The organism is Sinomonas flava, from assembly GCF_039531875.1.
GTDB lineage: Bacteria > Actinomycetota > Actinomycetes > Actinomycetales > Micrococcaceae > Sinomonas > Sinomonas flava.
Genome location: NZ_BAAAQW010000002.1, coordinates 128197 through 138881, shown reverse-complemented (window position 1 = coordinate 138881; position 10685 = coordinate 128197). Strand labels below are relative to the sequence as shown.

Genomic DNA, 10685 nt, shown 5'->3' with positions numbered 1-10685 from the left:
CGGGCCCTCCGTCATGCAGCGACCTTGCCTTCCTAGTCCAGGTAGTCGCGCAGGACCTGAGAACGGGACGGATGACGCAGCTTCGACATCGTCTTCGACTCGATCTGGCGGATCCGCTCGCGCGTGACGCCGTAGACCTTGCCGATCTCGTCGAGGGTCTTGGGCTGTCCGTCGGTAAGACCGAACCGCATGGCCACGACGCCGGCTTCCCGCTCGGAGAGCGTGTCAAGGACCGAGTGGAGCTGCTCTTGGAGGAGCGTAAAGCTCACGGCGTCGGCCGGAACCACCGCCTCGGAGTCTTCGATGAGGTCGCCGAACTCGGAGTCCCCGTCCTCGCCCAGAGGCGTGTGGAGGGAGATCGGCTCGCGGCCGTACTTCTGGACCTCGACGACCTTCTCGGGGGTCATGTCGAGCTCCTTGGCAAGCTCCTCCGGGGTGGGCTCGCGGCCCAGGTCCTGGAGCATCTGCCGCTGGACGCGGGCAAGCTTGTTGATGACCTCGACCATGTGGACCGGGATGCGGATGGTGCGGGCCTGGTCCGCCATCGCGCGCGTGATGGCCTGGCGGATCCACCACGTCGCGTACGTGGAGAACTTGAAGCCCTTCGTGTAGTCGAACTTCTCGACCGCGCGGATGAGCCCGAGGTTGCCTTCCTGGATGAGATCGAGGAAGAGCATGCCGCGGCCCGTGTAGCGCTTGGCGAGCGAGACGACGAGGCGGAGGTTGGCCTCGAGCAGATGGTTCTTGGCCCGCTCGCCGTCGTGCACGATCCGTTCGAGGTCATGCCTGTACTGGACGTCGTAGGTGTCGCCTTCTTCGTCGAGCTTGTGCTTGGCGAAGAGGCCTGCCTCGATGCGCAGGGCGAGGTCGACCTCCTGCTCGGCGTTGAGGAGGGCGACCTTGCCGATCTGCTTGAGGTAGTCCTTGACAGGGTCGGCGGTCGCGCCGGCGCTCGTGACCTGCTGGACGGGGGCGTCGTCCTCGTCTGCGTCGGAGATCACCATCGCCGAGCCGGTGGCCTTCGTCTGCTTGCCGTCAGCCTCGATGACCTCGTCCTCGGCGGCGATCTCGCCTTCGTCGGGGGTGACCGAGTCCAGGTCTTCCTCGGTGGCCTCATCCTCGGTGGTAGCTTCGGCGGCCTCCTCGCCGGCCTTCTTCGCAGCTGCCTTGCCCTTCGGTGCGGCCTTGGTCGCAGCCTTCGCCGAGGACTTGCGAGCCGCCGGCTTCGCCTTGGACGCTGCCTGAGTCGTCGACCGCTTGGCCGCGCTCGAGGCGGGAGCGCTCTGGGTCGAGGTGTCCTCGGCCGTCGCCGTCTCAGCGGTCCTATTCTCCGTGGGGGGCGTCACGATTACCTTCCTGCCGCAGTGCCGGTGCCGCACTGGAGCGCAACACCACTATGACCCTGTCAAGTCCGAGGAGCGTCTCGCGCAGCCATCACCGGACAGAAGGGTCTGAATGTACAACCCCTCGGCGGCCGCATTCGTTCCCGTCGGAGACCATTGAATTTCTCCCCGGGCGGTGTGCTGCGCATTCCGGTGCTCGGACCCAACCGGGTCTGGGCATCCATTCTCGCACGAACGAGCGCATCGCGCCGCAAACGCGCCCGGAATGGCAGAAAATGGGGAGCAGGGGCTTGGACGACCGCGGCGCGCCCCTCCTCGCCCCGCCCGGGCAGCGGGCCTCACGCGGCATCGGCGGTGCCGGTGGGCCGCTGCCAGGCCGTGTCCCGGCTCTGCGCCCAGGCCGGGAGTTCGCCGTGCTCGACCACCCTGCGCAGCAGCTGCGCCAGCCGGTAGTCGGGGTCGGCGCTCAGGGCGCGCTCGAGAAGCTTGTGGCAGCGGCTCCCTCGGCCTCGGATCCACTGGATCCACGCGAGGATGGTCAGCGCGGGCGCACGCACTTCCGGCGCCTCCGTCTCCGCGAGCGCCTGCACGACGCGGTCGAGGACCGCGATGCGGCCCCAATCCGGGGCGGAAGCCGTTGCCCCGAGGAGGACCCGGCCGAACAGGGGCGACGACGCTCCCGGGGTGGTGAACGGCGCCGGACTGCCGGACGCCCGGTCGACGGGAACGGCGATCGCCTCCACTCCCCCGCCCGGCGCGACGGGCAGCCCGTTGGTTCGCATCGCTCCCCCGCCGGCCCACCAGTTGTCAAGGGCTGCCGCGACCTCGGCAGCGGGCAGCCCTCCGGGGAGCGCCGGCGGCAACCCTCCGGGGCGGCTGGCGCGCAGCGGGGCCGTCGCCGCACTGCCCAGCCACGCGGTCGACGCGGCTGCTGCTGCCGAGACCATGACGGCGTCCCGGAGCGCGGGCCGGATGAGCGTCACCCCCAGGAGGCGGAGCCGGTCAGGACTGGGCACTGCCGATTCCGAGAGCGCGTCGTCCCAGGCGGCGAGCGCCGCGGTGAAGGCATACGGATCCCACCACCGGTCCGGGTTCTCGCGGTACGCCTCGAGTGCCGCGGCGGTGGCGGCGGCCGGCGGCGCCGTGGGACGGGGGGCCGGCAGCCCCGGGGCCTTTCCATAGGAGCTTCCGCGGAACACCATCTCGGCGCTGATCCTGCTCATGCGAAGCTGCCCGGTAGGGGCGCCCGGCCACGGGCAGCACGTGGGCACAGCGCAGCTGGCAGTGCGCCAGTGCTTCTCCCCCACGATCCACACGTCCAGGACCGGAAGTCCGGCATCGGCCAAGGAGGACCGCACCGCGTCCAGGACAGCGGAGTGGGGAGGATACGCAGGATCGTGCCACGGCTCGCTGGTGTAGAGGGCGAGGACTGCTCCTGCCGCCCGGGGGTCCTGGCTTAAGTACCGGGCCACAGTGCCCGCGAAGCGCTCGAGCACGGCCGGCCGGAGAGACTCAGGCAGGTCGATCCGGAGCGAGGCGCCGAGCTGCCCGTCGCACAAGGCCACCGCCACGAGGCTTTCCCGGGGCCAGTCACCGAGCGCATGCGGGATGTAGGCGAGGATGTCCTCCGCGGACCTGATGGTGATGGGGCCGTCGCCGAGGCCGTCCGACGGCCGGGAATCCGGTGCCGTCGCTGGCTCCTCGGCCGACGGTTGGGAGGGAATTCGCTGCATGTCGTCCATGGCGTCAGTCTCGCCGCGAGATCCCGCACGCGGCGGCCACTATCCCGCCCATGTGGACAACTCGACGTGGACAGTCCCTGTGGAGGAGCAGTCAGCGCCGTCGGCCCGACCGGAACTGTGCCCAGACCTCGCGCAGTGGCGGCACGTGGACGTTCTGGGCCGCGAGGTCGCGGCGCACCTTCCGCCGCACGCCGAGGAGCGCGAGGGTTCCTCCGGCCATCACGAGGAGCTGCACCGCGAGCGCCACACGGAATGCCTCGAGGCTGTAGAGGCCGCCCGGTGAGAGGCCGAGGGCGTGCTGGACGTCCAGGAGGTAGCCGATGAGGAACATCGTCAGGAGCGCGGCAACGAAGCCCCCTGAGTTCACGATTCCTGTCGCGGTCCCGAGCCGGTGCGACGGGTTGAACGTCCGGGCAAAGTCGAACCCGATCATCGAGCACGGCCCGCCGAGCGCCAGGACCGCGACGAGGATCGCCATGAGCCAGACAGGCGCGCCGCCGGGGAGGAGCAGGACCGCGGTCCACGCGACCGCCGTGAGCCCGGTGATGGCCAGGACGAGCGTGGATCTGCGCAGCGGGTGCCGTGCGACGAACCGGCCCATCGGCGGCCCCGCGACCAGGGCGACCGCGACGAAGAAGGACATCAGGCCAGCGGCCGTGGAGGCGTCGTACCCCTGACCGGCGACCATGAAGGGGAAGCCCCAGGCGAGCGCGAAGACGTTCCCGCTGAACTGGACCGTGAAGTGGCTCCAGAGCCCGAGCCGCGTCCCGGGCTGCCGCCAAGCCGCCGCGAGGACCTCCCGTGTCCCCTCGGTCGGTCCCTCTCTGGGCGCCGAGACGCCGGGAGGGGCGTTCCGGAGGAGGGCGAGCACCACCACGATGACGAGCACCGACAGGGCTGCGAGGCTGAGGAACGCCTGCGTCCAGCCGGTGGCGTGCATGAGCGCGAGGAAGGGGATGACGCTCACGAGCTGGCCCACCTGCCCGATCATGCCCGTGAGCTGGCTCAGGAGCGGGGCCTTCCGGCCCTCGAACCACACGGGGACGAGCCGGAGCACCGACACGAACGTCATCGCGTCCCCCATGCCCACCAGCATGCGCCCGATGATGCCGGTCACCACGCTCTCCGCGACCGCGATCTGGAGCTGGCCGAGCGCCATGAACGTCGCGCCCACGCTGACCATGATGCGGGTGCCGAACCGGTCCACGAGCAGCCCGACGGGAATCTGCAGCGACGCATACACGACCAATTGGACGACGGTGAAGGCCGAGAGCAGGGTGCCGCCCGCAGAGAACCGCTCCGTGGCCTCGAGGCCGACGACACCGAAGGACGTGCGCTGGACCACCGCGACGAGGTAGGCGAAGACCCCGATCCCCCACACTGTCCACGCCCGCCAGCTGTTCACCCCCCGATCCTAGTGGCCTCCGTCGGGCGTCAGCTCACAGCGGCCCGTCGTGGCGGCCGGCCTCGCCGCCCTCGTGCGTGGCAAGGTAGGCCTCCACGGCGGCGCCGAGATCCTCGGCAGTGGGCAGGCTGTCGGCCGGCCCGGCGAGGAGCGAGCGGCGCGGGTGATCGGCCGAGCGGTCGTCGAAGCGCTCCTCGAGGCCCTCGATGAGCTCCCGGACGTCCTCAGACGCTTCGACCTGCTCGGCCACCTGGCGCCCGACCTCCCGGGCAGCCTCACGCAGCCGGTCGCTGGGCAGCATCAGGTGGGACGCCGCGCCCAGGTGCTCGAGCCCTGTGACGGCAGCTGCGGGGTACTCCGACTCGGCAAGGTAGTGCGGGACGTGGACGACGAACCCGGTGACGTCGTGGCCTGCGGCGACGAGCCTGAGCTCGAGGAGGTGGCCGATCGCTGCGGGGAACTCGACCGTCGGCTTCCAGCGCGATATGCCCTCTACGAGCTCCGGCCTGTTGCCATGGACAGTCACACCGAGAGGCCGTGTGTGAGGCACAGGCATCGGAATCGCGTGGACCCACAGGGTGAGCGGCACCTCAAGTCGCTCCACGAGGCCCACGACGGCGCGGGAGAACCGCTCCCACTGGAGGTCCGGCTCCGGGCCGGCCAGGAGGAGGTAGGGGCGGCCGAGACCGTCCTCGAGGCGGTACAGCGCGAGCCTCGGGGGCTCATAGTCCTCGAGGTGGTCCTCGACGAAGCGGATCCGGGGACGCCGCGACCGGTAGTCCAGCAGCTGGTCGACGTCGAACGCGGCGAGAGCGCCCTGCGACTGGACACTGACCAGTTCATCGGTGATCTGGCGCACGGCATGGCCGGCATCGGCGAAGCCGGTGAAGCCCATGATCAGGGGCAGGCCGCGGAGGTCGTCCTGGTCCAGCTCGGCCGCGGCGGTGTACAGGCCGGCCGGATCCTGGAGCGGCCCGGACACGGGGTCTAGCACGTCGGATGTCCTCTCTGTTCTGTCGGCGTTCTGTCGGCGCCCCGCCCTGATCGGGTCCCGGTCGGGCGGCGGGGCTGCAGTGTCCAACGCGCGGGCGCACCCCATCATTCCACCGGGACTACCATCGGAGAGACCTGAAGCAAGCGCAGCACACTGTCCAGCCCGGGCGTTCGGCGCCGGCACACGCCCAGAATCGAGGCCACCAAGTGTTCACCAACAGAGAAGTCGCCCTCAGCGCCACGTCGAAGGACCTCCGCAGGACCCCGAGCCAGGTCCTCGTCGTCGGCGTCGCCCAGGACGGTGACGGGCCTCGGCTCCTCGACAGTCCCCTCGCCGGACGCAGCGCCGAAGCCGTCGGCTCAACGCTCGCTGCCCTTGGTGTGACGGGCGCTGCGGACCAGCTCCACCGGCTCCCCGGCCTGCCCGAGCTCGGCACCGACGTCCTCGCCCTCGTGGGCGTGGGCAAGCTCGACGGCGGTGCCTCACCGAGCGCCGAGCAGCTGCGCCGCGCTGCGGGCTCGGCCATCCGCCAGCTCGCCGGGAGCGAGACGGTCGTCCTCGCCCTCCCGGCCCCCCACGAAGCATCCGTGGCAGCCGTCGCCGAGGGTGCCGCGCTCGGCGCCTATGCCTACACCGAGCACAAGTCAGCGGCCGACGAGGCGAAGGGCAACGTGCGCCGTGCCGTCGTCTACTCACCCGCCGCCGGCACGCCGGCCGCCGACGCCGCGCTGGCGCGGGCCGCCGTCCTGGGGTGGGCGGTGAACACCACCCGGACGCTGGTCAACATGCCGCCGAGCCAGCTCTACCCAGAGACGTTCGCCGACGCCGCGAAGGACCTCGCCAAGGGGCTGCCCGTCAAAGTCACGGTGTATGACGAGAAGCGGCTCGCGAAGGAGGGCTTCGGGGGCATCCTGGCGGTGGGACAGGGATCGCTTCGGCCGCCTCGCCTGGTCAAGGTCGAATACTCGCCCGCCAAGGCCGGGCCCGGCGCCGGCGTCCACCTCGTGGGCAAGGGCATCACCTTCGACACGGGCGGGATCTCGATCAAGCCCGCCGCCCAGATGGACCAGATGAAGAGCGACATGGCCGGTGCAGCCACGGTCCTGACCTCCCTGCTCGCCGCGGCCAGGCTCAACCTCCCCGTCAAGGTCACCGCCTGGCTGTGCATCGCGGAGAACATGCCCTCGGGAAGCGCGCAGCGCCCGGCGGACGTGATCACCATCCGGGGCGGCAAGACGGTGGAGGTCCTCAACACCGACGCGGAGGGACGGCTCGTGATGGCGGACGGCATCGCCGCCGCAAGCGAGGAGAATCCGGCCGCGATCATCGACGTGGCGACGCTCACCGGTGCCGCGCTGATCGCGCTGGGGACCCGCACCGCTGGTCTGATGGGCGACGACGCGGTGACCCAGCCGCTGCTCGCCGCCGCCAGCGCCTCGGGCGAGCCGGCATGGCCCATGCCCCTGCCGGAGGAATTGCGCGCCGGCCTCGACTCGGCGACGGCCGACCTCTCCAACGTCGGCGAGCGGCCCGGCGGCATGCTGACCGCCGCGGTCTTCCTCCGGGAGTTCGTCGGCGAGCGCCCCGACGGCTCCGCGATCCCCTGGGCGCACCTCGACATCGCGGGCCCGGCCTTCAACACCGGATCGGCCTACGGGCACACCCCGAAGCAGGGCACCGGGGCGATCGTCCGCACGCTCGTCTCCTATCTCGAGGATGCGTCGGGCGCCACCCAGTCCTGAGTCCAATTTCACGATATGAGAACTAAAGTCCGCTGAACGAAAGTGCTACAGTTCCCATGACTCTTGACACAAGGCCGGGACATTCGTTCCGCAGAGGTGGAGCATAGTCAGCCGGGGATATAGGGTTTCCCTGATACCCGGGCCTGTGCGGATCGCGCAGGCAACCAGTCAAACCGACGGCGGAACACGCCGTCCCCAACGGCGAGGGAGCGTCCACGTGGCCGACCAGGCAACTGCGCAGGAATTCGACATCTTGGTTCTCGGCGGCGGAAGCGGCGGCTACGCGACCGCTCTGCGCGCCGTCCAGTTCGGCCTGAGCGTCGGACTCGTGGAGAAGGGCAAGCTCGGGGGCACCTGCCTCCACAACGGCTGCATCCCCACCAAGGCGCTCCTGCACTCGGCCGAACTCGCCGACCACGCCCGGGACTCCGCGAAGTACGGCGTGAACGTCTCGCTCGAGAGCATCGACATGACGGCCGTCAACGCCTACAAGAACGGCGTCGTTGCCGGGAAGTTCAAGGGCCTCACCGGGCTCATCAAGACCAAGGGCATCACGGTCATCGAGGGCGAGGGCCGGCTGACGGGTCCGGACACCGTCACGGTCAACGGCACGGCATACAAGGGCAAGAACATCGTCCTCGCCACGGGCTCCTACTCCCGGAGCCTCCCCGGCCTCGAGATCGGCGGCCGGGTCATCACCTCGGACCAGGCGCTCGAGATGGACTACATCCCCAAGAGCGTGATCGTCCTCGGCGGCGGCGTGATCGGCGTGGAGTTCGCCTCAGTCTGGAAGTCCTTCGGCGTCGACGTCACCATCATCGAGGGCCTGCCCTCGCTCGTCCCGAACGAGGATGCTGCGATCGTCAAGCAGCTCGAGCGCGCCTTCAAGAAGCGCGGCATCAAGTTCAACACGGGCACGTTCTTCCAGGGCGTCGAGCAGGACGAGAACGGCGTCAAGGTCACCCTCGTCGACGGCAAGACGTTCGAGGCCGAGCTCCTCCTCGTCGCCGTCGGACGCGGCCCCGTCACGGCGAACCTCGGCTACGAGGAGCAGGGCATCACGATCGACCGCGGGTTCGTCATCACCAACGAGCGCCTCCACACGGGCGTCGGCAACATCTACGCCGTGGGCGACATCGTCCCCGGTGTCCAGCTCGCGCACCGCGGCTACCAGCAGGGCATCTTCGTCGCCGAGGAGATCGCCGGCCTCAACCCGGTCGTGGTCGAGGACGTCAACATCCCGAAGGTCACGTACTGCGACCCGGAGATCGCCACCGTCGGCTACACCGAGAAGGCCGCCAAGGAGAAGTTCGGCGAGGACCAGGTCCAGACCCAGGAGTACAACCTGGCCGGCAACGGCAAGAGCTCCATCCTCGGCACCTCGGGCATCATCAAGATCGTCCGCCAGAAGGAGGGCCCGGTCGTCGGCGTCCACATGATCGGCGCCCGCATGGGCGAGCAGATCGGCGAGGCACAGCTGATCGTCAACTGGGAGGCGTACCCGGAGGACGTGGCGCAGTTCGTCCACGCGCACCCGACCCAGAACGAGGCCCTCGGCGAAGCCCACCTCGCACTGGCCGGCAAGCCGCTGCACGGCTGACACGCCGCCGCCACGATTCGCAGAGCAGAGAACTAAGGAGCACGGGGATCCATGTCTGAATCCGTCAACCTTCCAGCCCTCGGTGAGAGCGTCACCGAAGGCACCGTCACCCGCTGGCTGAAGCAGGTCGGCGACCGGGTCGAGATCGACGAGCCGCTCGTCGAGGTGTCCACCGACAAGGTCGACACCGAGATCCCGTCCCCCGTCGCGGGCGTCCTCGAGCAGATCCTCGTCGCCGAGGATGAGACCGCCGAGGTCGGAGCCCCTCTGGCCGTCATCGGTGACGGCACCGGGTCCGGTGACTCCTCCGCCGCACCCGCCGCCGAGGCTGCGCCGGCAGCGGCCGAGCCGGCGGCGCAGCCGCAGGCCGAGCCCGCCGCTACGGCCCCCGAGCAGGCGCCCGCGCCCGAGCCTGCGGAGCCTTCCGTGGCCCAGGCTGCGCCCGACGGGCACGAGGTCACGCTTCCGGCGCTCGGCGAGAGCGTCACCGAGGGCACGGTGACCCGCTGGCTCAAGGCCGTGGGCGACGCGGTCGAGGTCGACGAGCCGCTCCTGGAGGTCTCGACGGACAAGGTGGACACCGAGGTTCCCTCGCCGGTGGCCGGCACGCTCCTCGAGATCCGCGTCGGCGAGGACGAGACCGCCGAGGTCGGGGCTGTCCTCGCCGTGGTCGGGTCCGGGTCCGCCCCCGCCCCCGCACCGGCGGCAGAGCCCGAGCCCGCCGCGCAGCCGGAGCCGGCCGCTGAGCCCGCACCCGCCGCGCAAGCGCCGGCTCCCGCCGCCGAGCCAGCACAGGCCGCACCGGCCGCTCCGGCTCCCGCCGCCGCGCCCGCGCCCGCGCCCGCTGGCCAGGCAGCACCCGCAGCTCCCGCAGCAGCCCCGGCCGGCGGTGAGTCCGGCTATGTGACCCCGCTCGTCCGCAAGCTCGCCAACCAGCACGGGATCGACGTCACGACCCTCACCGGCACCGGCGTCGGCGGGCGCATCCGCAAGCAGGATGTGCTCGATGCGGCCGAGGCGAAGAAGGCCTCGAGCCAGCAGGCCCCCGCCGCGGCACCGGCGGCAGCCCCCTCCGCCCAGGCACAGGCCCAACCGGCTCCGGCGGCGTCGAGCCTGCGCGGCACGACGGAGAAGGCCCCGCGGATCCGCCAGGTCATCGCGCGGCGGATGCGCGAGTCGCTGGACGTCTCGACGCAGCTCACGCAGGTGCACGAGGTCGACATGACCAAGATCGCCAAGCTCCGCGCCCGCGCCAAGGCGCAGTTCCAGGCGCAGAACGGCGTCAAGCTCACCTTCCTGCCGTTCATTGCCAAGGCGGTGGCCGAGGCGCTCAAGCAGCACCCGAAGCTCAACGCGGAGTACGACGAGGAAGCCCAGCAGATCACCTACCACAACGCGGAGCACCTCGCGATCGCTGTGGACACGGACAAGGGCCTCCTCGTCCCGGTGATCAACAACGCCGGCGACCTCAACCTCGCGGGCCTCGCCGGCCGCATCGCCGATGTCGCCTCGCGCACGCGCAGCAACAAGATCGGCCCGGACGAGCTGTCGGGCGGCACGTTCAGCATCACCAACATCGGCTCGGTCGGCGCCCTCTTCGACACGCCGATCATCAACCAACCGCAGGTGGCGATCCTGGGCACCGGTGCGATCGTGAAGCGTCCGTGGGTCACCCAGAACGCCGACGGCGACGACGTCATCGCGATCCGCTCGATGATGTACCTCTCGCTCACCTACGACCACCGCCTCGTCGACGGTGCGGACGCCGGGCGCTTCCTCCAGACGCTCCGTGCCCGCCTCGAGGCCGGTGCGTTCGAGGCCGACCTCGGCCTCTGACCCGATCGCGACCGCAGGACGGC

The 10685-nt window shown here is 70.4% G+C and carries 7 protein-coding genes; 3 read left to right on the top strand and 4 right to left on the bottom strand.

The annotated features are described in order from the left end of the window. Window positions 1-32 precede the first annotated feature (32 nt). The 4 genes from ABD298_RS01485 to ABD298_RS01470 all read right to left on the bottom strand — a co-directional run bounded on the left by ABD298_RS01485 (window position 33) and on the right by ABD298_RS01470 (window position 5484). The gene (locus tag ABD298_RS01485) at window positions 33-1346 is read right to left on the bottom strand and encodes an RNA polymerase sigma factor (protein ID WP_344297801.1); all 1314 of its coding nucleotides are present in this window, start codon (window positions 1344-1346) and stop codon (window positions 33-35) included. Between the two features lie 335 nt (window positions 1347-1681). After that, window positions 1682-3085 (bottom strand): DUF4192 family protein, encoded by a 1404-nt coding sequence (locus ABD298_RS01480; protein WP_344297799.1) that lies wholly within the window; start codon window positions 3083-3085, stop codon window positions 1682-1684. A gap of 91 nt (window positions 3086-3176) precedes the next feature. Then, window positions 3177-4490 carry an MFS transporter gene (locus tag ABD298_RS01475; RefSeq protein WP_344297797.1) on the bottom strand — a complete coding sequence of 438 codons (1314 nt, stop codon included), beginning with the start codon at window positions 4488-4490 and terminating at the stop codon, window positions 3177-3179. Window positions 4491-4524: 34 nt separating this feature from the next. Continuing rightward, window positions 4525-5484, bottom strand: coding sequence for a proteasome assembly chaperone family protein (locus ABD298_RS01470; protein WP_344297795.1), 960 nt, complete (start codon window positions 5482-5484; stop codon window positions 4525-4527). Window positions 5485-5690: 206 nt separating this feature from the next. On the opposite strand from ABD298_RS01470, the gene ABD298_RS01465 reads away from it, so the two are divergent. The 3 genes from ABD298_RS01465 to sucB all read left to right on the top strand — a co-directional run bounded on the left by ABD298_RS01465 (window position 5691) and on the right by sucB (window position 10662). Further along, window positions 5691-7226 (top strand): leucyl aminopeptidase, encoded by a 1536-nt coding sequence (locus ABD298_RS01465; RefSeq protein ID WP_344297793.1) that lies wholly within the window; start codon window positions 5691-5693, stop codon window positions 7224-7226. A gap of 217 nt (window positions 7227-7443) precedes the next feature. Continuing rightward, window positions 7444-8826, top strand: coding sequence for a dihydrolipoyl dehydrogenase (lpdA, locus tag ABD298_RS01460; RefSeq protein WP_344297791.1), 1383 nt, complete (start codon window positions 7444-7446; stop codon window positions 8824-8826). Between the two features lie 51 nt (window positions 8827-8877). Then, on the top strand, window positions 8878-10662 hold the full coding sequence (gene sucB, locus ABD298_RS01455) for a 2-oxoglutarate dehydrogenase, E2 component, dihydrolipoamide succinyltransferase (protein ID WP_344297789.1): 1785 nt from the start codon (window positions 8878-8880) through the stop codon (window positions 10660-10662). The last annotated feature ends 23 nt before the right edge of the window (window positions 10663-10685 follow it).

Bases quoted from the DNA above. Each gene is read 5' to 3' on its own strand.
- ABD298_RS01480 (WP_344297799.1), bottom strand. From the start codon at position 3,085: ATGGACGACATGCAGCGAATTCCCTCCCAACCGTCGGCCGAGGAGCCA.
- sucB (WP_344297789.1), top strand. From the start codon at position 8,878: ATGTCTGAATCCGTCAACCTTCCAGCCCTCGGTGAGAGCGTCACCGAA.